Origin of the sequence: Flagellimonas myxillae (genome assembly GCF_023502235.1) — a bacterium.
Taxonomy (GTDB): domain Bacteria; phylum Bacteroidota; class Bacteroidia; order Flavobacteriales; family Flavobacteriaceae; genus Flagellimonas; species Flagellimonas myxillae.
In genome coordinates, this window is record NZ_JAMFLY010000002.1 from 395,324 (window position 1) to 417,686 (window position 22,363).

Annotated in this window: 22 protein-coding genes; 4 read left to right on the forward strand and 18 right to left on the reverse strand. The window is 41.8% G+C overall.

Annotation, left to right across the window (positions count from 1 at the left end; genetic code table 11):
- Nucleotides 1-22 precede the first annotated feature (22 nt).
- From M3P07_RS10240 to aspS, 4 genes are all read right to left on the reverse strand, one after another.
- A complete protein-coding gene (locus M3P07_RS10240; protein WP_138836430.1) occupies nt 23-217 on the reverse strand; it encodes a cold-shock protein in 195 nt (64 codons plus the stop codon).
- An 81-nt stretch (nt 218-298) separates the two neighbouring features.
- Nucleotides 299-562: a hypothetical protein gene (locus M3P07_RS10245; RefSeq protein WP_249969816.1), complete on the reverse strand. Its 264-nt coding sequence runs from the start codon at nt 560-562 to the stop codon at nt 299-301.
- Entirely contained in the window at nt 559-2,343 is a 1,785-nt protein-coding gene (locus M3P07_RS10250) for a chloride channel protein (RefSeq protein WP_249969817.1), read from the reverse strand. The genes M3P07_RS10245 and M3P07_RS10250 overlap by 4 nt, the downstream gene beginning before the upstream one ends.
- 62 nt (nt 2,344-2,405) lie before the next feature.
- On the reverse strand, nt 2,406-4,154 hold the full coding sequence (gene aspS / locus M3P07_RS10255) for an aspartate--tRNA ligase (RefSeq protein ID WP_249969818.1): 1,749 nt from the start codon (nt 4,152-4,154) through the stop codon (nt 2,406-2,408).
- Nucleotides 4,155-4,487: 333 nt separating this feature from the next.
- On the opposite strand from aspS, the gene M3P07_RS10260 reads away from it, so the two are divergent.
- Nucleotides 4,488-4,838 (forward strand): toxin-antitoxin system YwqK family antitoxin, encoded by a 351-nt coding sequence (locus M3P07_RS10260; RefSeq protein WP_249969819.1) that lies wholly within the window; start codon nt 4,488-4,490, stop codon nt 4,836-4,838.
- 69 nt (nt 4,839-4,907) lie between these two features.
- On the opposite strand, the gene M3P07_RS10265 is transcribed toward M3P07_RS10260, so the two are convergent.
- The 7 genes from M3P07_RS10265 to M3P07_RS10295 all read right to left on the reverse strand — a co-directional run bounded on the left by M3P07_RS10265 (nt 4,908) and on the right by M3P07_RS10295 (nt 13,222).
- Nucleotides 4,908-8,417, reverse strand: a complete 3,510-nt coding sequence (locus tag M3P07_RS10265) for an efflux RND transporter permease subunit (protein WP_249969820.1) — start codon at nt 8,415-8,417, stop codon at nt 4,908-4,910.
- A 67-nt stretch (nt 8,418-8,484) separates the two neighbouring features.
- A complete protein-coding gene (locus tag M3P07_RS10270; protein ID WP_249969821.1) occupies nt 8,485-9,660 on the reverse strand; it encodes an efflux RND transporter periplasmic adaptor subunit in 1,176 nt (391 codons plus the stop codon).
- 24 nt (nt 9,661-9,684) lie between these two features.
- Entirely contained in the window at nt 9,685-10,056 is a 372-nt protein-coding gene (locus M3P07_RS10275) for a four helix bundle protein (RefSeq protein WP_249969822.1), read from the reverse strand.
- A 33-nt stretch (nt 10,057-10,089) separates the two neighbouring features.
- Nucleotides 10,090-11,424, reverse strand: coding sequence for a TolC family protein (locus M3P07_RS10280; protein WP_249969823.1), 1,335 nt, complete (start codon nt 11,422-11,424; stop codon nt 10,090-10,092).
- Nucleotides 11,425-11,427: 3 nt separating this feature from the next.
- Nucleotides 11,428-12,030, reverse strand: a complete 603-nt coding sequence (locus M3P07_RS10285) for a TetR/AcrR family transcriptional regulator (protein WP_249969824.1) — start codon at nt 12,028-12,030, stop codon at nt 11,428-11,430.
- Nucleotides 12,031-12,246: 216 nt separating this feature from the next.
- Nucleotides 12,247-12,669 carry a hypothetical protein gene (locus M3P07_RS10290; protein WP_249969825.1) on the reverse strand — a complete coding sequence of 141 codons (423 nt, stop codon included), beginning with the start codon at nt 12,667-12,669 and terminating at the stop codon, nt 12,247-12,249.
- A 10-nt stretch (nt 12,670-12,679) separates the two neighbouring features.
- On the reverse strand, nt 12,680-13,222 hold the full coding sequence (locus M3P07_RS10295; RefSeq protein WP_249969826.1) for an RNA polymerase sigma factor: 543 nt from the start codon (nt 13,220-13,222) through the stop codon (nt 12,680-12,682).
- Between the two features lie 146 nt (nt 13,223-13,368).
- Here M3P07_RS10295 and M3P07_RS10300 point away from each other — a divergent pair, with 146 nt between their 5' ends.
- A complete protein-coding gene (locus tag M3P07_RS10300; RefSeq protein ID WP_249969827.1) occupies nt 13,369-14,352 on the forward strand; it encodes a polyprenyl synthetase family protein in 984 nt (327 codons plus the stop codon).
- On the opposite strand, the gene M3P07_RS10305 is transcribed toward M3P07_RS10300, so the two are convergent.
- The 4 genes from M3P07_RS10305 to M3P07_RS10320 form a co-directional block, all read right to left on the reverse strand.
- Nucleotides 14,349-15,491, reverse strand: coding sequence for a lycopene cyclase family protein (locus M3P07_RS10305; protein ID WP_249969828.1), 1,143 nt, complete (start codon nt 15,489-15,491; stop codon nt 14,349-14,351). The genes M3P07_RS10300 and M3P07_RS10305 overlap by 4 nt on opposite strands.
- A 34-nt stretch (nt 15,492-15,525) precedes the next feature.
- A complete protein-coding gene (locus M3P07_RS10310) occupies nt 15,526-16,581 on the reverse strand; it encodes a bestrophin family protein (protein ID WP_284042146.1) in 1,056 nt (351 codons plus the stop codon).
- Between the two features lie 78 nt (nt 16,582-16,659).
- Complete coding sequence (locus M3P07_RS10315) at nt 16,660-18,222, reverse strand: amidohydrolase family protein (RefSeq protein WP_249969830.1); 1,563 nt, start codon at nt 18,220-18,222, stop codon at nt 16,660-16,662.
- A gap of 151 nt (nt 18,223-18,373) precedes the next feature.
- Nucleotides 18,374-19,210 (reverse strand): LytR/AlgR family response regulator transcription factor, encoded by an 837-nt coding sequence (locus M3P07_RS10320; protein ID WP_249969831.1) that lies wholly within the window; start codon nt 19,208-19,210, stop codon nt 18,374-18,376.
- A gap of 109 nt (nt 19,211-19,319) precedes the next feature.
- Here M3P07_RS10320 and M3P07_RS10325 point away from each other — a divergent pair, with 109 nt between their 5' ends.
- Complete coding sequence (locus tag M3P07_RS10325) at nt 19,320-20,594, forward strand: alpha/beta hydrolase family protein (protein ID WP_249969832.1); 1,275 nt, start codon at nt 19,320-19,322, stop codon at nt 20,592-20,594.
- Nucleotides 20,595-20,607: 13 nt separating this feature from the next.
- Here M3P07_RS10325 and M3P07_RS10330 read toward each other — a convergent pair whose 3' ends face one another.
- On the reverse strand, nt 20,608-21,111 hold the full coding sequence (locus M3P07_RS10330) for an ORF6N domain-containing protein (RefSeq protein WP_249969833.1): 504 nt from the start codon (nt 21,109-21,111) through the stop codon (nt 20,608-20,610).
- 119 nt (nt 21,112-21,230) lie between these two features.
- Complete coding sequence (locus tag M3P07_RS10335) at nt 21,231-21,410, reverse strand: SymE family type I addiction module toxin (RefSeq protein ID WP_249969834.1); 180 nt, start codon at nt 21,408-21,410, stop codon at nt 21,231-21,233.
- 56 nt (nt 21,411-21,466) lie between these two features.
- Between M3P07_RS10335 and M3P07_RS10340 the strand changes: the two genes are divergently transcribed.
- Nucleotides 21,467-21,700 (forward strand): helix-turn-helix domain-containing protein, encoded by a 234-nt coding sequence (locus tag M3P07_RS10340; protein ID WP_249969835.1) that lies wholly within the window; start codon nt 21,467-21,469, stop codon nt 21,698-21,700.
- A 40-nt stretch (nt 21,701-21,740) separates the two neighbouring features.
- On the opposite strand, the gene M3P07_RS10345 is transcribed toward M3P07_RS10340, so the two are convergent.
- Nucleotides 21,741-22,295, reverse strand: coding sequence for a hypothetical protein (locus M3P07_RS10345; RefSeq protein WP_249969836.1), 555 nt, complete (start codon nt 22,293-22,295; stop codon nt 21,741-21,743).
- Between the last annotated feature and the right edge of the window lie 68 nt (nt 22,296-22,363).

Sequence of the window (22,363 nt, forward strand, 5' to 3'; positions counted from 1 at the left end):
ACAAAATCAAAATAAAATATTGTTATCCGATTACCTGCACTTGTGCAGCAACCACTCCTTTTCTTCCTTCTTCTTCTTGGTATTCTACTTTGTCACCTTCGTTCAGTTCCACTCCGTTCAATGCCGTAACATGAACAAAAATGTCTTTTCCTGTGTCGTCGTTGGTAATGAAGCCATAACCTTTGGATCCATTAAAAAATTTTACTGTGCCAGTCATTAATAATATTAAATGTTAAAGTACTAAAGTAGTATTTTTTAAATTCGGTAGGGGTAAAATCAAGTTTAAATCTTTCGAAAATTATTGATTTTCAGACTTTTTTTCCTCTTTGGACTGCATTTTTTGGATGTTCTCCTTGGTCAACATATAGTCTTTCATGTTTTTGCCCTTGCTTTCATTAAATAAAAAAAGAGGCATCGCTACCAGGAAAAGTCCGGCTGTTCCTCCCCCAATAAATGCATTGGCCCTAGATAGATTTTCCAGTTTTATGGAGAACCCATAAATAATGGAAGCAATGGAGCCCAGTACAATTATGATCACAACGATTCGCAGTTTGGATTTCATCGGGTTTGATTGATTAGTTTTCTTCGGTAGGCCGTCAACAATTTTGATTTTGAAATAAATCCAGCATACTTTCCATCTTTGATCACAGGGAGATTCCAAGCCCCGCTATCCTGAAATTTTTGCATTACCTGCTTCATATTGTCGGTATTGTAAAAAATGTGTTCGGGAGGGGCATGCATTAGATTTTTTACGTAGATGCTATTGTAAAGTTCATTGTCGAACATGATTTCACGTATGTCGTCCAACACGATGATGCCCATTAGCTTCTTATCCTCTTTCATGACAGGAAAAATGTTGCGTTTGGATTTGGAAACGGATTCGTGCAACATTTCGCCCAAAGACATTTCGGGATGGACTGACTTGAAATTGGTCTCGATCACATCTTCAATCTCCATGAGACCCAAGACCATCTGGTCCTTGTTATGGGTGAGCAAGGCACCAATTTTGGCCAATTCTTTAGTGTAAATGGTATAGTCCAGTGCATTTTTCGTGATGAGATAGGAGATAGAGGCCGTTATCATGAGAGGAACAAAAAGTTGATATCCCCCAGTGATTTCAGCAATCAAGAAAATTGCAGTTAATGGCGCATGAATTACCCCTGCAATCAAACCGGCCATTCCGATGAGTGTGAAATTGCTCTCCGAAACCGAAAAGCCAAATCCCAGATTGTTGATTACCTTGGCCACCACATTCCCAAGGGCACTTCCCATAACCATGGTTGGGATGAAAATCCCGCCAGCGCCTCCTGCTGCAAAAGTAGTGGTCATGGCAATGGCCTTAAAGAGGGTTATGCCAAACAATAGCGCAATTACTACCCAAATGTTATGGGTATGGGCATCAAACGGGGTTTTGCCCAAGGCCTTAAGGTGATCTCCTTCCAACAGATTATTGATAAACCCAAAGCCCTCACCGTACAATGGAGGGATGGCATACAGCATTATTCCGATGGCAATTCCTCCGACCAATAACTTGTATTTGGGACTCTTAAAACGCTTGAAGAATTCCAAAATGGAGAAATACATCTTGGTAAAATAAATGGAAGCAAAGGCAGTTCCCACTCCTAAAAGAATATAGAAGAAAGTGTCCCTAAGTTGAAACCCTTCGGACAGGGAAAAACTGAACAAAACTTCGTTGCCCAAAAAGAAATAGGAGGTGAGTACCCCAGAAATGGAGGCCAACAAGAGCGGCAACATGGAGAGCATGGTCAAATCCAAAGTGAATACCTCTACGGCAAAAATTATGGCGGCAATGGGGGATTGAAAAATAGACGAAATGGCCCCAGCAGAGGCACATGCCACCAAAAGGGAACGGGTTTTCGCATCAAGGTGAAAGAGCTTGCTCAGGTTTGAGCTCAATGCCGAACCTGACTTTACCGCCGGCCCCAATAAACCTACCGAACCCCCGAACCCAACGGTTAAGGGTGCGGCGATCAATGGGGTATAAATATTGTTCACTTTGAGCAGTCCTCCTTTTTTAGAAAGCGAAAATATAATGGACGAGACCGCATGTTGAATGGGTCTTTTATGCACAAATTTTACATATAGATAGACCAGGGTCAACCCGAAAACGGGAAGAATAAAATACAGTTGGTTCTCGGAAATAACAATTCCCCCTTCCAACAGAGCTTGGATAAAATAGGTGATGTTTTTAAGTGTGACGGCCGCCAATCCAGCCAAAAAGCCTACAACCACACTCATGATATGCACAAAAGTCTTGTTGGAGACATTCTTGTATCTCCATTTAAGAAATTTGGTTAGCAGACTTTTCTTTTTGTTAGGCATGCAGAGGTTGCTTCACTTAAAAGTATTAAAAATCCCGCTCAGGGGCGGGATTTGTCAGTATTTTACAAGTCAAGCTTCAAATGCAGTTCTTTTAGCTGGGCGTCATCAATGTCTGCAGGGGCATCGATCATAACATCCCTTCCGCTGTTGTTTTTTGGAAAGGCTATGAAATCCCTAATGGTTTCCTGGCCTCCCAAAATAGCCACAAGCCTGTCCAAACCAAAGGCAATTCCTCCATGGGGAGGGGCTCCGTATTGGAAGGCGTCCATCAAGAATCCAAACTGGGCCTTGGCTTCTTCGGGGGTGAACCCAAGATGTTTGAACATGGTGGCCTGTATTTCCTTATCGTGAATACGAATAGAACCTCCACCAATCTCATTTCCGTTTAACACGAGGTCATAGGCATTGGCCTTGACTTCGCCAGGCTGTGTTTCCAACAATTCCAATTGTCCGGGTTTGGGAGAAGTAAATGGGTGGTGCATGGCGTGATAGGTGCCAGTTTCCTCGTCCAATTCCAAAAGTGGGAAGTCAATCACCCAAAGGGGTGCAAACTCGTCCGGCTTTCGGAGGCCCAAATGTTCTGCCAACTCCATCCGCAAAGCGCTCAATTGCGCCCTCGTCTCATTGGTGTTCCCTGAGAGCACACAAATAAGGTCACCAGTTTTGGCGCCTGTGGTTTCTGCCCATTTGGCCAAATCATCTTGGTCGTAGAATTTATCAACCGAGGATTTGTAAGTGCCATCCTCGTTACATTTTACATATACCATTCCCTTGGCGCCCACTTGGGGACGTTTGACCCAATCTATAAGTTTGTCAATTTCCTTTCGGGTATACGAAGCGCCACCAGGAACTGCAATTCCGACAACAAGTTCCGCAGAATTAAACACGTTGAAGTCCTTGTGCTGCGACACGGCGTTCAATTCCCCGAATTCCATTCCAAATCGGATATCGGGTTTGTCGTTGCCATAACGGCGCATGGCCTCATCAAAGGTAATTCTAGGGAAATCGCCAGAATCCACTCCGTGAATCTCCTTTAGCAAGTGACGTGTAAGTCCTTCAAAAGCGTTGAGAATATCCTCCTGCTCCACAAAGGCCATTTCACAATCTATCTGTGTAAACTCGGGTTGACGGTCAGCCCGTAGATCTTCATCCCTAAAACATTTGACAATCTGGAAGTACTTGTCCATTCCCCCGACCATCAACAATTGTTTAAAGGTTTGGGGAGATTGCGGCAGGGCATAGAATTGTCCCTCGTTCATTCTACTGGGTACAAGAAAATCACGAGCCCCTTCAGGTGTGGATTTTATCAGGTATGGTGTTTCCACCTCGATAAATCCTTGGTCCGAAAGAAATTTACGGACCTCCATGGTTACCTTATGCCTAAAAATAAGATTGTCCTTCACCGGATTTCTTCGGATGTCCAAATAGCGGTACTTCATACGAATGTCTTCCCCACCATCGGTTTCATCCTCAATGGTAAAAGGAGGTAAGATGGACTCGTTTAAAATTTGAAGTTCTTGAACCAACACTTCGATATCACCAGTGGGGATGTTGGGATTTTTTGAAGCTCTCTCGATGGTCTCGCCCTTAATTTGAATGACGGTTTCACGACCCAATTCCTTGGCTTTGTCCAAAAGATCTACAGGGGTGCGATCTTGATCAAACACCAACTGGGTTATACCATAGCGATCTCTAAGATCCACCCAAACCACAAAACCCTTGTCCCGTACCTTGTGGACCCAACCGCTTAATGTTACTTCTGTACCTATATCGGATGCCCTCAAAGCACCGCAAGTTGTATTTCTATACATGCCAATAGTTATGGAGGGCAAATTTAATAGGAATGTCAGGATTTTTTGCTAGATAAGCTGATTTTCTGATGGGAATGAACTTTGGGCAATTCTAGATTTTGATTCCAGTGTGAAATGGAGAAGGGATTCGCACAAAAAAGACCCGGGAATTTGGGGTTGATTTCTTCGATGAATCACAATTGGATAAAACTTAACATTGGGTAATAATTTGATAGTCAAGTAAATAAAGCTTCAATGTAAATTTAATGTTACGGGAATATTTCTTTAATGTAAAATAATGTATACATTTATATCGTTAGCATTATTGATCAATCACATAAATCCCAAGATAGGATGAAGAAAACAATATTTTTTATAGCAGCGATATTTTCTATTGGCCTATATGCCCAGAATACGGAACCCAAAATGGAAAAAGTTGGGGATTTAGTCAAAGCAACATACTATCATGAAAATGGAACCATTGCGCAAACCGGTTACTTTTTGGAGAACAAGTTGCATGGACATTGGCTAAAGTATGATGCCGAGGGCAAAAAAGTAGCCTCTGGAAAATATGTGGACGGGAAAAAGTCCGGGAAATGGTTTTTTTGGGAAGGAGAAAAGTTGAAGGAAGTTGATTATGTTGCCAATGAAATGGTCAATGTAAAAAATTGGAACGAGTCAGAGATTGTTTCTGTGGACAAGTAAATTTTGTAAAGTGTTTATATAAAAAAGCCCCGACTTAAGTCGGGGCTTTTTTTAATGCACAGCTTGGGATTAAGCTGCTATATCCAATACTTCTTTGTTGTTTTCTTCTTTTCTAACCCTTCTTTTGTGAAGTCTTACTTTGATTCTGTATACCAAACTAAACAGAATTGGAACCACAATCAATGTAAGGAAGGTAGCAACCAATAATCCGTAGATCACGGTCCAAGCCAATGGCCCCCAGAAGATTACGTTATCCCCTCCAAAATAGATGTTCGGATTAAACTCGCTCAATAGGGTAAAGAAATTGATATTGAATCCTGTGGCCAATGGAATTAGACCTAGGATTGTGGTAATAGCGGTTAAGAGTACAGGACGTAGCCTGGCCTTACCTCCTTTTACCACGGCCTCCAAAAAGTCTTTGGAATCCAACAGGTCATCCTCTTCCAATTCCAGTTCCACCTTTTTTCGGTCAATCAGGAGTTGGGTATAATCCAGGAGTACCACCCCGTTGTTCACCACAATTCCAGCAAGGGAAATAATACCCATCATGGTCATCATGATCACGAAGGCACTTCCGGTGGCCACAATTCCTCCAAATACCCCGATCAAACTCAAGAAAATAGCGAGCATGATGATTCCTGGCTTGGAGATGGAGTTAAACTGGAAAATCAAAATAAAGAATATCAATCCCAGCCCCGTAAAGAAGGCACCCATTAAGAAAGCCATCTGCTTGTTCTGCTCTTCTATCTGTCCGGTATAATCCACTTTGATGCTCGGTGGAAGGTCGGTGTAACTTTCCATTTCAGCCTGGATTTTACTAACAATCGCACCTGCATCCGTATAACCAGGAGCCAATGCCGAATATACTGTAACTACCCTTCGGGTATCCCTGTGCTTAATGGCGCTAAAGCCAGAGGTATTCACTTGTTGCGCTACCGCAGAAACTGGAACTTCCTTGACCTGGCCAGAGGATTGATCTCTAAAAGTGATTTTTTGATTAAAGATGGCACTGGTGTTGTAGCGGTTTTCCTCGTTAAAACGAACATAGATATCGTAATCCTCACCATCTTCTTTGTAGATACCTGCCTTGGCACCAAAAATGGAATTTCGCAATTGCTGACCAACTTGTCCTGTTGCCACTCCAAGCTCTCCTGCTTTTTTACGGTCCACCTCAACGAGCATGGAAGGTTTTGACTTATTCACATCAATCTTCAACTCATCAATCCCGGGAATGTTCTTGGAGTTGATGAAGTTTCTCATTTTTTCCGCACCGGCGATCAATTCGGAATAATCATTGCCTTCCAACTCAATATTGATTGGATATCCGGCAGGTGGGCCAACGGCATCTTTCTCCACCGATATGGCAACCCCAGGATATACATCTTTTAGGGCCTCCTGTACCTTTTTTAGGAGCTCGTTACTGTCGGTACCCTCACGGAATTTATATTCCCGCATCGTGGCCGTAATTTTACCACGGTGTGGCATTTCTGCTGTTGAACCACCATCGGTTTGAGGGTTCCCTGCACCTTCACCTACTTGGGAAACTGCACTTTCTGTCAAGAAATTAAAGTCCCCGTGCAAGTAAGCATCTTCATTGATAATGGCGTACACCCTCTTTTCAATGTCCTCTGTGATTTCATTGGTTTTTTCAATATCGGTTCCCTCGGGATACTCGATATAGACAATGATTTGGTTGGGCGTGTTGTCCGGGAAGAACTCCACTTTGGTACGCTGACTCCCGACGGATGCCCCAAAGCCCATAAAGGCCAAGAACAATAGAACAAAGGTTCCAATGGCAATATATATGGGTTTTCTTCCATTCAATGCACGACGCAAGGTTTTTTCATAGAACTTTTCCCAACGTGGCAAAACTTGGTTTTGGAACCCATTGGCCCAACCTCTAAGGAATAGTCTATAGACCCAAAGCATGATTGCAGTAAATACCATTAATGTTCCCAGAGCCCTATAACTGCCTCCGAAAAGAATTATTAGTAAACCAATTGCCGCAACGATTGCTGTAATCTGTATAATATTCTTTAAGGGCATTTTCGTATCCTCGGTGGTCATGTATCGAGATACCAATACCGAGTTAAAAAAGATAGCCACGAAAAGGGACGATCCCAATACAACCGAAAGGGTAACCGGGAAATAAATCATAAACTGACCCATTACCCCTGGCCACAGGCCTAGAGGTACAAATGCCGCAACGGTAGTCAAGGTTGAGATAATTATGGGGAAGGCAATCTCCCCAATTCCCTTTTTGGCCGCCTCAATTCTGGACATACCTTCTTGATCAATAAGGCGATACACGTTTTCCACAACCACAATACCGTTGTCCACCAGCATCCCCAATCCCATGATCAAACCGAAGAGAATCATGGTGTTCATGGTATAGCCCAAAGTGCTTAGAATCATCAAGGACATAAACATGGACATTGGGATGGCGAATCCAACGAAAAGGGCGTTTTTAAACCCTAAAAAGAACATGAGTACGGTAACCACCAGGATAATACCGAAGATGATGTTGTTTACTAGGTCATCCACCTGTCCAATAGTTTTGGACGACTGGTCGTTCGCAATACTTATCTCCAAATCTGGAGGGAAAACATTTTTGATGGCATTATCAACAATAACTTGGATCTGCTCGGCAGCGGCCACCATATTTTTCCCCGCCCTTTTTTTAACATCGAGCATAACTACCGGATGTCCAAATTCGCGGGCATAGGTGGTTTTATCTTCCTCTTTGAATGAAACCACGGCAATATCCCTTAAGTAAATGGGATTGTTATTTTCGGATTTAACCACAAAATTGTCAAGATCCTTTGGCTCATCAATTTCCCCGACAATTCGGATGGTCCTACGCTGACCACTTGTGATCAAGTTGCCCGCGGAGGTAGTCATGTTTTCGTTACTGATGGCGTTTGTGATATCCGAAAAGCTCACTTTCGCCGCCATCATTTTATAGATATCCACGGCAACTTCAACTTCCTTTTCCTGGGCACCGCGAATGTCTACTTGTTTAATCTCCTGAAGGCTTTCAATTTCATCTTCCAAATACTCGCCAAACGCCTTGAGTTGGTCCACGGGATAATCTCCGGAGATATTGATATTGAGAATGGGCATTTCTTCCGACATACTCAGGTCGAACACATTGGGCTCTACCTTGGCTCCGTTAAACGTGGGCCAATCTTCCCCAGCGGTTTGGGAATCCACCTCATCTTTTACCTTTTGTTTAGCAGCGTCCACGGAAATGTTCTCATCAAACTCTACGATGATCATCGAGTAATCCTCTTGCGAGGTCGAGGTGATTTCCACCACATTACTCACCGTTTTGAGCTCATCTTCCAGAGGATCGGTAATCAACTTTTCTATGTCTTCCGCGGTATTTCCAGGGTATAGCGAACTAATGTAAATTTTAGTTTCCTTGATTTCCGGGAAGTTTTCCCTGGGCATACTAAAATAGGCCGATGCTCCCAAAAAGAGGATAACCGCAATAAGAACATACATTGTTGTTTTATTGTCGATGGCCCAGGAGGAAAGCCTAAATTCCTTATCTACTTTTTTCTTTTGCTTACTCATGCTTTTAAGTCTTTAGTCTAACTAGTCTATAGACGGTAGTTTATTGTTTTAACAACAACCCCCAATCTTATTCACCGTTTTTGATTCTTACCTTTTGACCTTCCTTGACACTTCTCGCGCCTTCATCAATAATACCATCACCGCTGTTGATTCCAGTAATCACCTCTACATAATCACCCTGTGTTTTTCCAGTTTCGATAATGGCCTTTTTGGCCACGGCTTCAGAAGCAGAGGCACCTGCGTCTACCAAATACACATATTGTTCCCCGGCAGCATTTTCAGAAACGATACTCTGTGGAATCAAGATGGCATTTTCATTGGTATAGTCGTTGATCATAACCTTGGCGGTCAAGTTCGGTTTTACCTTCCCGTCATAACTTGGTACTGGGATTTCTGCGGTAAATGAGCGGTTTCCGGGATTTATGAAGTTACCGGTCTGTCTGATCTTGGTGGTAACACTATCACCCAATACCGGGAAATACACATGAACATTTTTTCCAGGGGTTACATTGGGCAAATGACTTTCGGGTACCTCGACCTTGATGTACATATTGGAAAGGTTCACAATGCGGAACACTTCAGAACCTTGCCCTGGAGCTACCACGGTACCTTGATCTTTGATTACGTCGTCCACTATTCCTGAGAACGGAGCCCTAATAGTGGATTTGGCAACCTGGCTTTGCATTTGCTTTACCATACTTTCTTGGGCTTCGTACGCGGTTTTGGCTTCCAAGTATTGGATTTCAGAACCAATGTTTTGATCCCAAAGCCTTTTTTGACGATCAAAGGTGGTCTTGGCCAAGGCAGCCTGAGTTTTGGCCTGGGCAAGTTGACTGGAAAGCCCTCCGTCATCTATAGAGGCCAGTATTTGACCTTTGGAAACTTTTTGTCCTTCCTTTACATAAACCCTGTTCATGGTTCCTGCAATTTCCGGATATACCAATACATTTTGCTTGGTGGTAACGTTTCCTTGCAGCTCCAAATAGTGGTCAAACTTTTCGGTTTTGGCCTCTATGGTGGTTACCAAGGGCAACTTGGCATTATCATCGAGCTGGGCTATGGCAGAGTCAAGGGAATGCAATTGCTTTTCCAAAGATCTTTGTTGACCTGAAATTTCTGCCTGTTTGGCACGAAGCGCTGCAATATCCTTGCTGGCCAGAACACTTTCAATGGAGCCGTTGCTGCCACCTCCACAAGAAGCCAAAACAAGGGCGGAAAGAATGATATATGATAACTTTTTCATGATTGATATGATTTGTTTAGATGTTTATGAGTTTACAGTTTTTAGTTGTGCCTTGTGCAAGGCATTTAGCATTGCGGCAATTTCACTTATTTGATTTCTAATGGGTTTATATTCCTGTTCGGACAAAAAGTTCAGTTGTTTAGAGATAATAAGTTGGTTTAGAAGCTCCATTGCTGAACTATAGGACAACTCTGTAAAACGTGCCTTGTCCTTTCCAGATTTTCTGCCACTTCCTTCGGATATGTTGGAAGGAATAGAAATACATGACCTTTTCATCTGGGAAATAAGCCCGTACTTTTCATTTTTGGGAAAAGATAGTGTCGCTTTGTATATCATTTTTGTAAGCACGATGGCCTTTTTCCAAACTTCCAATTTTTCGAACGAGAATGTTTTCATGGCCATAAACTTTTAATCCTTTAACCTTTTAAACTAATTATTAAGAATTGTTTCGAGTTCGGTTTTTTTGTTGATGACATCCACCATGGATTGCAAATATTCTTGTTGGGTGGAGTACAACTGGGTCTGCGCTTGTCTTAGCTCAAAGCTGGTTGCCAACCCTTCGGTATATTTAACTTGATTTTTGTTTTCGATACGTTCGGCCAACTCCAAATTCTCCTTGGAGGTTCCATATTCCTCGATGGATAGAATGTAGTCGCTCTTGGCGCTCTCCAATCGCAAGCGGATTTGTTCTTCGGCCTCTGTAAGTTGGGTCTTTGCCTTTTCCAAAGCAATTTTGGCGCGTTGGGTTCCGGCACTACGTTTAAGCGAGCTAAAAATTGGAATGCTTAAATCGAATCCCAAAACTGAGGAGCCAAACCATTCTTGATCACTGCTTAGAAAGTTAAAGCTGTCACTAAAGGAAGAGCCCCCATAGTTCACAAAGGCATTTAGAGTGGGGAGGGCCCTGCTCTTTGCCAATTTATGCTCAAAGTAGCGTTGCTCTTCTTGGTTTATGGCCAATTTGTAGTCCACATTGTTCTCTATGTTGAAGGAGGTATCCAATAAACCAAAATCGATTTGCTTTTGGGTAAGGTCATCCAAATTTTCGGTAAGCACCGTTGGAGTCTCTATGGGAAGTCCCAGGTTTAAATTGAGCATTTGAAGTGTGATTTTTTCCAAGCGCTTGGCATTCTTCAATTGATTGTCTACGGAAGAAAGGGTGATTTTAAGCTGATCAACACTCTCCTCGTCCCCCAGTCCGTTTTCAAAAATTTTCTGGGTTTCGTGAAGATTCTTCTCCAAGGTGGATTTGTTGTTTTCGGAAATCTTGACGCTTTCCTGGGCCAACAGCACATTGCCATAGGCCTCCACGATCGCTTTTCGGACATCCAGTTCGGTTTTCTCCTTGTTGTTTTGGCTAAAGCTCAAAAAAGCCTTGGTAGCTTGAACCCCAACAATGTATGACCCATCAAAAATTTGCTGGGTAAGGGTGGCCGTGGCCGTGGCCGATTGGGGTTGTCCAAAAACCACCTCTTGGAAAGTCCCAGGTTCCCCACCAAAAAACTCTGCGGGAATCTGGCTAACCGGTTGTTTCAACTGATTTTGATAGCTGATGGCACCAGAGATTTGGGGAAGTCCGTCCGCAATGGTTTCCCATTTCTGTTTTTGGGCGTCCACAATATCCCGATTGGCATTGATGGCGGTATAGTTGTGTTCCAGCGCATAGATAATGGCTTCATCCAGACTAAAACTGTACGGCGCATTTTCCTGGGCATGGCCCAGCCATGATAACGTTAAAAATAAACTGATAATGAGTGTTCGCATTAACTATTGATTTGAGTTGATGATTGAGTTTAATATTTCTCTTCCTTTAACTGTTGTAATTCCACGCAGATGATATTCCAAATAATCGTCCATTAACTGACTAATGGAGAAAAGTTGAAGTGGGAATAATCCTTGATCTTTTATACTGTTTACCCCAGAAAAATATATTCTGGCAATAAATCCGACATTTAGGTTTTCCCTATAAATTCCCATTTCCATACCACGTTTTACATTGTCCACAACGCACTCCTGCATTACCTCAAAATTCTTCTTCTTCAAAGCTTCGTGGATTTTGGGATAATACTTCTGTAACTGGTATTGTGGTGACGACTTTTCATTTTTTAAATGCAGCATCACAAATTTTTTGATCTCATAGAGTTCTTTAATGGGGTTTAAGGATGCGGCTATGATTTCATCAATTCCATTAGAAATAAACCAGAACATATGCATGGTAGACTCCTCTACCAATTTGGTCTTGTTCTCAAAATGGGAATAAATGGTCTTTTTGGAAATTCCCATTTCCGTGGCCAAATCGTCCATGGTAACACTCTTAAAACCAAGTGTTAGGAACATATCGGTGGCCTTATGTAATATCTTTTCTCGCATAATCGGCGACAAAAATAACCTAGGAAACTTTAAAAACAAAAAAAGTTTCCTAGGTTTTACATTTTTTTAACGTATGGTGAACCCATTAATTATTTATGGATTTAATCGATGTTAAATTGCCTAACTGCTACCTCTATTGTTGGGTTAGGTGTTGCTTTTGGGCTAGATCTCCAAAAGATGGTCCGCTCTCTAAACCGTTCTATTTTTTGGATGGCCTTAGTTTTCTTCCTGGGTGTCATCTGAGCTTTCATTTCTTATTCTTTCTACATAAGCATTATAGGCCGCTTCACCTTCATGTTGCCAAAACTCATCGTAATGGTGCCACTTGGAAAATCCTTTTCTTGGGCGACAGTACTTTTCTCTCTTATGACGTTTTCTGGACTTGTGAGTGGACCCTTTTGAAGAATGATTTCCAAATCCGAAGATAAATTTGGCCAATAATATCAGTCCAAGTGATTGCCAATAACCAATAGTGGTCAATCCAAAGATGTCTGGCATTAACCAATTCCATAAGTGCATGAATACATAACCTGCAAGCAGCACCAAAACACAAAAGATGATGAATGCAAAGAATATTTTAAAACCCTTGGTTATGTATTTTTCCACCCTTCTTTCGTAATATCTTTCTTTAGGTTCCATATGCTTTAAATTATAATGTTGAATTTTTTATAGTTTCTAAATATTTTGATAATAGGGACAAAGCTCTATGTCTTCTGGACATTAATGTCCCGATTGAAATGCCTGTATCCTCTGCAATTTCCTTATAGGAATACCCTTCAAAATCCACCGCGAGAATGATATCTTGGTAGACTGGTTTTAGGGTTTTGATTCCTATTTTCAGTGCTTCCTGAACATTTTCAGGGTAGTTGTTGTCCGCATCCCCATAAAAAAGCTCGGCAAATTCCACCCATTGGGCCTCAAAATCATCTCCCTCGTTTACTTTATCCTTTTTGGTTCGCATCAAATCAATAATTCTGTTTCTGATCGAGTTATAAACAAATCCTCCAATATTGTTTATGGGAGATAAGTCATCCGTTCGTGAAAAAATCCGCAAGGCCACATCCTGAACAATATCCTCCGCGTCACGCTCCGTGGTATCGTCAATTTTGGACTGAACATACCCCCGAAGAGCATTATACTCTTCATTGAAAAAGGCAGTAAGTCGGTTATAGTTCTCTTTATTGGCAGCCATTTGCAAAAGCCTGTTAGCGGTCTTCAATTATAAAGACGAAGACTTTCAAATCTATTGCGTTTTTTATTGAATTTTTTTTCAAATCTTGCTGAATTGTTGTTTTTACAGGATTGGGATACTGTTTAAAATGACTGTATTTTTGGGGTATGAACCATTCTGAAGCCATTGAGCGCTATCGCGCCCTCTTCCTTTCCCATTTGGAAGGCAAACAAACTACCAAAGAACCCAAGAACCTTTATGAACCCATCGAATATATTTTGGGATTGGGCGGCAAGCGGATGCGTCCTGTATTAACCTTGATGACAACGGAATTGTTTGGCGGCGATTGGGAAATGGCCTTGGATGCTGCCTTGGCTATAGAGGTCTTTCACAATTTTTCCTTGGTGCATGACGATATCATGGATGATGCGCCTTTGCGAAGGGGCAATACCACCGTGCACGAAAAATGGGATGTGAATACCGGGATATTATCTGGAGATGCCATGTTGATCAATGCCTATCAATATTTGGAAAGCTACCCTCCTAAAATCTTCAAACAGTTGATTTCACTTTTTAGCAAAACGGCCATTGAGGTTTGTGAAGGACAACAATATGATGTGGATTTTGAGACCAGGGACGATGTAACCATTCCAGAGTACCTTAAAATGATTGAGTACAAAACAGCTGTTTTGGTCGCTACTGCCATGAAGATGGGTGCTATAATTGCAGGAGCCAATTCGAAGGATACCCATGCCATTTATGACTTTGGACGAAACCTAGGAATAGCTTTCCAATTGCAGGACGACTATCTGGATGCCTTTGGAGACCCCAAAACCTTTGGAAAGCAAGTGGGTGGTGATATTATGGAAAACAAAAAGACCTTTCTCTATTTAAAAGCACTGGAATTTGCCCCAAAAGAAGAGCGCGAGGGATTGCAACATTTATATTCCATTCAACCGTCGGATGCAAAAACCAAGGTGGACAACGTTAAGGTCATTTTTCAGGAAAGTGGAGCGGTCGCTGCGGCCAAATCGGAAATTGAAACCTATACGCAAAAGGCATTTGATACCTTAAAGAATTTGGATATTCCTAAAAAAAACAGGGAACTGCTAAAACAATTTGGCGAGAATTTAATGCGACGAACCGTCTAAAAGATTCGGTTCCAAAGTGCGGCAATAAAAGGCCATTTTGGACAGGCACTTATAATTTTCAAATCTTCCCAAACCGAAGTCTCTTCCTCCAGGAATTTCAGGATCAATTGTGGCTTTCTTTTTTTAAAGAGCGATTCGAAAATGCTGCTTCCCAAATAGTTTTGTTTGTAGAGGATGTCCAAGAGTAACAGGTCATAGAACCAGAATTTATGCTTTTTATACAAACGGTACAATGGTTTATTCTTTTTGAGATGGTGTACTAAACGCCCTATCTGTTTATGAGTATTGTAAAAGGTAAAGCCCGTACTGGGTTTGGCCCATCCACCGGCAATTCCTATATGAAAAATTCGGTTTGAATTGCTGTTATGGAAAGGATAACAAGTCATGGGAATACTGCCATGCTCACGCTCCAAAATCTCATAATCCGAATCCTTTAATTTTTGTTTGATGTATGCCTTGATCTCATATTCATACGCACTTTGCTCCAATAATTCTTCCGAAAACAAGGTATATTCTACCAGGGCTTCATTTTCCGAAAATGGCAATACATACATAAACCGGGTATTCCCTTTTTGGGGAACCGAAAAATCCATAAAGGTGGCTTCACTGGGATTGAAAACAGGTTTGTCTGTTTTAAGAAACCAACCCATAAAGTGTTGCTGCAGAAGGGGATAGTGCTTGTGTTTTCTTACGGCCTCCATGTCTAACCAACTACTAAACACCTGTTTTCCAAAAAAGATAGTTCTTTGAGTGGTTACTTTAACTGCTTGTTTACTCTCATTCAGCTGGACCACTTCATCCTGAACCCAAGTAATGTTGGAATATGCCTTGACCTTGCGGACGAAGTGTTGGTAAAAATCGGTCCCCCGCAACATTTTATAGGTATAGGGTGAAATGGATGAGGACAGCTCAAAATCCCTTCCAGAGAAATAGATGTCTTTCCATGCTTTATGCAATAAGGCATCAAAATCGCCGCTGCCTTTTTCCCAAAAACACCAGGTACGGTCATTTTCAGTTTTGTCGCTCTTGTCGATAACCAGGATGGACTTTTCGGAGAAAAATGAATCATTTCCCAAAGTGTGGGCCAATAACAGGCCAGCTGCACCAGCTCCAACGATTACATAGTCGTAATTGGACATGCATTAAAAGTACAGTAAACAGATTATAATCCTCTTAAAATTGAACTCCATATTCTGTCGGGAATTGGGATGGAATGTCGGATTTGTTGTCCCCGAGGTTTTGCCGCAAATCAATTTCAATTCCCCTCGATATGGTGGAAATGGGCACATCATTGGCGGTTCCTTCAAATGGATTTTCCCCAGTACGACCAATGCGCTCCATAGTATGGAATATCCAAGCTACTGCAGTGTATACCGGCACTGAAAACCACACAAACAAGCCTCCCATCATCGGATGGTTTTCTGATATTTCCTTGCCAATGTCAACGAATTGAGGAACCAATGCCATCGGCAGAAAAAATAACAACATCCACATAAAATAATGGTTTAGGGTTGCATATTGCCTTGGATATGGAAAGTTCTTGATCCGTTCTGATTGCCCTTGAAGTGTAAAAAGCTGTTTAACAATGGCCTCAAGTTCCAGAAATGAAAATTCCCAAATTATGCCCCGCTCTTTTAAATCCCTTAGGTGGTGCGATTGCAAATACAAAATCGCAGTTTGCTTGTTACCTTTATCCATCACATATTCCATATCTGTTGGGGATAAGTATTGCGTTAAGTCCTCTTTCAAGTCAGCGACTTTTTCCGGGGCTTTTACGCCCCATTCTGTATTGGTTCTATGATTGCTCGTGGTTTCCCATTTTTTCTGGTTTCTCATAGAGTGCCTTAAGGCTGTCATCCAAGCAATATGCCTATAGGTCAACGCTTTGATCTCTTGATCTAGTTCAGTTTTGGAAACATCCTTGACAGTATATTCATTAGTCAACATATCTTGCACAAAAACTCCAAAAGTGCGGGAAGTATTAACTATCCCGCCCCATATTTTCCTCGCTTCCCAAATACGCCCATAGACTGCATTGTTTTGAAATCCAATAACGAAGGCGACGGCAGTACCTATCAGGGCCATGGGGGTCCATGGAATTTTGAACCACTCCATGTTAAAAAAATAATAGATGCAAACCCAAACAACAATGATTAAAATAAACGAAAGGGTTTCAAAGCGAGTCCATCTCACCATGTCATACAATCGGTATACTTTTCCAGTGTACATAGACTAATCAGATGTGTTAGTTGTTCTTAAAGATAGCCAAATAAGAGGATCTTACAACCGCCTTCCGATTTGGGCATTTTAAGGATTTTGACTTGTCCCAGCTTGGGAATATACGTCAATGTTGACTTTTCTACTGTTATCATTGGCTTCTATTACGGCAGCCAACATTTGATCCAACAAGGTCCGGTCAAATACCTGCCCCTTGTTGATCACAGCATGTATAGTTTTGGTGTTGCCAATATTCTCCAAAGGGTTTTTATTCAAAAGAACAAGGTTGGCCTCATAACCAGGTTGAATCTTCCCTGATTTGCTTTGTAACCATACGGCCGGAACTGCAGTTGCCGATTTAAGCACTTGAGCTGGGGACATCCCTGCCCGGTTTAGGCTTTTCAACTCATCGTGCAAGGAAAATCCGGGTACGGTAGGTGGTAGATTGGCATCTGTGCCTGTCATGATCTTAACACCGTGCCGGGAAAGCTCTTTCGCCAAAATTTGACACCCTTTTACATAGGTTTTCCAATAGGTTTGGTATTCCTCCCTTTCAGTTTCGTTTAGACCATCGGGCAATTTGTACCGATTTACCTCTGGCAACCATCCCAAGCCTTGGGGAATGTAGCTCACCCATTCGCTTATTCCAGGATTCTCGTATTCCAGTTCCACTTCGCTCAGCACTTGTTCAATTTCAAAAGGCTGTTTAGCAAAGCTCTCGGTCAACCACAAGGTCGATGTCACGGCAATCTCATTTTTGATGAGATCCTCGGCCAAATCTTCGCATCGCTGCCCCACGTATTTTAGAAATTCCTCTTCTTGACCATAGAAGCTTCCTATGTTCCGTCTATCGTTGAATTCTCGGCTCAAGGCATTCATCAATTCTTCAAAATGGGCAATCCCGCTTTGACCATTTTCCCATACTTCGGAAAGTTCAAGACTCCATGGCACATGCCCAAACACGGGCATGTCAAGCGTTTTGGCCGTTTCCAAAATGGCCATATAACTTTCCCTGTTTATTTGACTGTATATTTTAATGCCATCAAAACCTTGGGAATGAAGTTCGACTACCGCCTCTTTGGCCTGTTCCGCATCTTGGACATTCATATAACCTTGGGACCAAGTCATGAACCAACCTTCCAAAGATTCAAAGCTTCCAATTCTAGGGGAGGCAACAAACATTTTAGGGCCAAACCTTTCGCCGGTATCAATTTCTTTTTTCCATTTAAGATGACTTTCTTCCCCAATCAATTCCCGTATTTGGGTGACCCCATTGGCCAAGTATAACAAGAGGTCGTTTGGACTTTGAAATAGGTGGACATGCGTATCTATCAGGCCGGGGATAAGGTACTTTCCTTGTGCATCTATGGTTTGATGGTTTTGTGGGATGGTCAGTGAAGTATCCACTTTCGAGATTAAGCCTTCCGCAATCAGGACAGTTTGGTTGGGAATGATGCTATCCCCATCTATCGAGACAATATTTACGTTTGTCAAAGCAAAGGGTCCTTCCCGTGGTTCAAAGATTTCGTGCTGCACCTGCTCGGTAAGTCCGCCGTACATGCGTTTGCCGTCGCGGTACATCAAAATAAAACCAATAAATAATAAAAGGATAAAAATGATTCCAGTGTATTTAAGTGTTTTCTTCCAGTTCATCGCTTTAAGTTTTACAGATTAACAATCCAAACCTATTGTTATAAATACCTGAATACAAGGTGATTGTGATTGATTGCAAATTTTGGGACGAATGACAATCCCAAAGTGACGAATTGCAATTTGGTGGGACGAATGACAAGGAATATGAGAGCTAATCTTTCCTGAAAACTGGAACCAAAGAGCGGGAGACCGGAATTTCTTTACAGCATCCCGAAAGGGAAAGCAATAGGCCTTGCGCGTTGCCGGAAGCGGAGACTATGGCATTTTGGTTTACCAAAAAAGACCGATGGCATCTGATGATGGGACTCCCATGGATTTGATCCAAAAGACCTTTTAAGGTGGTTCTTTCAGTTTGGACCTTGAATTGTCCATCCAGATTTACATAACCAATTTTTACATAATTCTGTAGGGCTTCCACATATCTAATTTGATCTAGGGAAATCCCAAAAACCCCTTCATGGGTTTGCTCATGGGACTGGAACGGCGACGAGTTTTTTTGGTTAATTTCTTGTGCTATTTTTTGAAACTTCCGCTCTTGGTTGAGAACGGCAATGCCCCCAAGCATAACGATGGGGATTATTCCAATCATGAAAGTGCTGTAAATCATGGTGGGAAAGAGGCTCCAATCTATGTAGCCTATAATCGCCAGGCGGGCGAATAGGAAGTTGGCCAAACTAATCAAAAGCATGATGAAGATATTGTGGACCACCCATTTGCCAAGCGTCCAATCCCTTTGCTTCCCCCGCAATCCCAACATTCGGTATACTATAAGGTCATACACCATCGCGGCAAGCAAGGTCATACTTCCAAAGCCCAAGCAAATCAAGAATTTATCCGATTCCAGTGTGCCAATCCCAAAGGGTTCAAAAACGTAAAGAAAGAAAGTGATAAATATGCTTAAGAGCACACTGTTGCGAAAGTACACCAACCCATCATCCATGGGAAATGGTTTTCTAAAAAGCTGTATCAGTTGGCGTAACGGGTTCATCACTTAAAAATAGCAAATCGATTTTTCTTTGCGCAAAGCTTGGATTAAACGCATGTTGGAGGCAGAAATAAGTTATCTTGTAGCAAGCAATTAAACTAAAACCACCGATATGAAAATGCCACAATTCCGCATGCTAGCTTTCATGCTGTTTTCACCTTTTTTATTGATTTCCCAGACCCAAGAAAACCAATTTGTGTATGGGGATGCCCTTCCCGATGCTCCTGAGTTGGCTGCTAGGGGAACCTACAAAGTAGGGGTTAGGACGTTGGATTTTGTAAACACGGGACAGGTGGATATCCTTAACTCCAAAGAGGGCAATGATCCTCTTTACGATCGCCCTTTAACGGTGGAGGTGTGGTATCCCGCAACTGTTGAAACCGATGGTTTGATATCATACGATGAAGTGATGGGTACCAACGGAGACCCAAACCGCCCCCTAATTCCGTTTACCTTTAATGGACGAGCCACTAGGGATGCTGCCCCAATAACTTCCGATGGCAAATTTCCTTTGGTTGTGGTTTCCCATGGCTATGTGGGTTCCCGCTACTTGATGACGTACCTCACGGAAAATTTGGCCTCCAAAGGGTACATTGTTGCGGCCATTGATCATACAGAATCGACTTTTAAAGACGCGGCCCCTTTTCAGAGCACCTTGCTCAATCGTTCCAAGGATATTCTTTTTGTGGTGACCGAAATGGCAGCTGGGAAACACTTCCTTTCTGACCATGTTGATGGAGATAATACGGGAATAGTAGGATATTCTATGGGCGGCTACGGCGTGCTTAATGTTGCTGGAGCGGCCTATAGTGAGTTTGCTATCAATTTCTTTAAGGGGATGACGGGAGGTAGCAATGCCTTAGCGGTTCGAGGCAGTGCAAGCGAGGAATATCAAAACTCCATGGATCCGAGAATTAAAGCGGTGGTCGCTTTTGCACCCTGGGGAATGGAGCGCGGCGTTTGGGATGCAGAAACCCTGAAAGGTCTAAAGACGCCTACCCTGTTTGTTGCAGGAGATCAAGATGATGTTTCGGGTTATGAAAAAGGTATAAAAGCCATTTACGAAGGCGCTGTAAATGCAGACCGATATCTTTTGACCTACATGGATGCGCGACACAATGTGGCACCCAATCCACCACCTGCTGAAGCCTTGCAAGCTGGTTTGCATATTGATGAATACTACCGCTATGCAGAACCCTCCTGGGATCAAAGACGAATAAATAACATTAACCAGCATTTTGTGACCGCTTTTTTGGGAACTCACCTAAAACAGAAAGATTACAGCAAATTTTTGGATATCAAGGAAAACTCCAATGAGGAAACCTGGACTGGTTTTGTGCCACGCTCATCTACGGGGATGGAGTTGTTGCACAATACGCCAGAATAAAATTTCGGTATAGTCACTTTTTATAGCCAATTTGTGTTCGAGGTTCGTTTGGTTGATTGACCAAACGTTTTATGGTCTCAAACACCAGTTTGAATTGTTCGTCATATTTGTCTTCCAATTCATTTATTTTCCTTGATAGTTCTTTGTTGGTTTCCAAAAGGCGCCTGACATGAACAAAGGTTCGCATGATTGCAATGTTCACCTGAATGGCATTTTTACTTCGGAGCACACTGGAGAGCATGGCAACACCCTGTTCGGTAAACGCCATGGGTCTTGCCCCACCAAGTACCTTTTTGTTGGGGATTACATTTTGTGATATGACAAGATCAATTTCGGAATCGTTAAGCAGAAACATAAAATCCTCAGGGAAACGGTCAAGATTTCGTCTTACCTGTTGTTTTAATATCCGGGTTTCAACTTCATATAAGCCTGAAAGATGAACATCCAATATAACCCGTTCACCTCTTAACTGAATTATGGCATTGGCAATTTCGTTACCTCCTTTTACAATTTCCATAGTTTGGTTTTTAGGTATCACAAATTGTGATACCATTAATGTTTTGGGAGGCTGTAGGCCATAAATATAGAAATTTTCTTTAGGGAATGGAGTGGTTAATGGTGGGAATGGAATTCTATTTATTCTTCCAGAACAACAACCAAAACCTTGTTTTCCTGAATGACCTTAACGGTCTTGCCTTGCTCAAAACCGAGTTCCTCCAACCACTTTCCTTCCAAGCGGATTTCAGGAACGGTGGTATGATCCCAAGTACGGCGACGGAATTTGGTGTGGATCTTAAGTTTTCTGGTTGGATTCATTTTTGTGTTCGTTATAACGAACACAAGATATAGTTTATTTCTGGATATTCGGTATAGTGAACACAAAAAGTGAAAAATATTTGGTTGAATTAGGCCTTCGAATTAGAAAATTGAGGGAAGAACAAGATATTGACCAAAAGGCCTTTGCTTTTGATTGTGGTATTGGCCGAACCCAGCTTTATATGATTGAAAATGGAAAAACAAATCCACGTCTACTTACCTTGATTAGGATAGCGGATGGGTTGGGGGTAAGTATTTCCGAGCTTTTTGGGTTTAGCACAAAAGAATGAACCAAACATAATCCTCAGCTTGAGTGTATAGTTGGTTTATTTATTTAACGAGTGTTCCGTCGAAATCAAATTTATAAGTACGGTTTCCCCAATCAGTTGCAAGAATATATTTTTCAGTGATTTCAAAGTCATTTACTCCTGTGGGAGTTGTGAAAATGTCTAATCCACTTCTCTTCCACATTATATTTCCATCAGAATCAACTCTGGTGATTTCCAATTCTCCGTGAATAATATAACTGTTATTGTACTTATAAATCTCAAAACATGTAGCTTGATCAGCCTGTGTTTTCCATATCAATTCTAAGTCAGGAATTGATAAGCAAAAAATTGAATCTGAGCAACATATAACCATTCTATCATTTTCAATTATTTGAGAATTCCTGTGGATTCCAGTTCCACCACCAATTGAACCAATTATGGCCGAATTAATCAACCTGTTGTTTTTAAATACTTTCAGGCCAATTTTGGTTGAAAATTTGTGTTCGGATGTCTCAAAATGAACCTTATCGTAAAGATTCATGTTATCTGAAGAAGACTCAGAATAGGTTTCATCAGTTCTTAATTCAACTTTATAGACTCCTACATTTATATTCATTTTTCCAATCGGCTATTAGTTTTAATGATGAAAATATTACCATTATGTAGCTAATATAACAAAAGCAA